This is a genomic window from Tsukamurella conjunctivitidis (assembly GCF_007858475.1).
GTDB classification, from domain to species: domain Bacteria; phylum Actinomycetota; class Actinomycetes; order Mycobacteriales; family Mycobacteriaceae; genus Tsukamurella; species Tsukamurella conjunctivitidis.
Genome location: NZ_VIGX01000088.1, coordinates 1 through 732, shown reverse-complemented (window position 1 = coordinate 732; position 732 = coordinate 1). Strand labels below are relative to the sequence as shown.

The following is a 732-nucleotide window of genomic DNA, read 5'->3' as shown; positions in this document are numbered from 1 at the left end:
CACCATGCCCGTGGAGGCCACCCCCGGCATGAGCGCCAGCAGGACCCACGAGTAGGCTCGGGCCGCCTCGGGGGAGGCTCCGGGCGGCAGGGCGAGTTGCATCATGGGCACGGCACCCGCCATGAGCACGGCCGCGGCCAGGAGCGAGAGAAGGGTGATCAGCCGGACGCCCTGGTGATAGTTGTCGGCCATCGTCTGACCGTCGCGCTCCGCCGCCGCATTCGCCAGCCGCGTGAAGATGGCGGTGGCCAGGGACACCGAGATCAGCGACTGCGGGACCATGTAGATCATGAACGCAGTCGTGTAGGAGGCGATGCCCGCCAACAGGACGTCCTTGCCTGCCGCCCAGGTGTCCACCTGGGTCGCCAGGTTCGAGGTGGACAGGATGCCGATCTGGCTGACGCCCAGCGTCGCGAAGGTCCACCCCGCGACCTTCGAGGCGGTCCCGAACGAGGTGCCGCGGAAGTGGAAGTCCAGCCGCAGTGAGACCCCGGCATTTCGCATGGGGATGAGGAGGACCAGTGCCTGCAGGAGAACCCCGAGGGTGGCGGACCCGGCGAGCAGCCAGAACTGTGGGGAACTGAAGTCCCCCACGGGGAACACCCCGTCGCCCGGGGCGGGACCCCACATGACCAGGAAGGCCACCAGTCCGGTGATCCCGACGACATTGTTGACCACGGGGGCCCACATGTACGGGCCGAAGATGCCCCGGGCGTTGAGCAGCTCGCCGAG

The 732-nt window shown here is 68.7% G+C and carries 1 protein-coding gene; it reads right to left on the bottom strand.

Annotation, left to right across the window (positions count from 1 at the left end):
- Positions 1–732: lipid II flippase MurJ (locus tag FK530_RS24490; RefSeq protein WP_331456375.1), on the bottom strand; the 732-nt coding region annotated here is incomplete at both ends.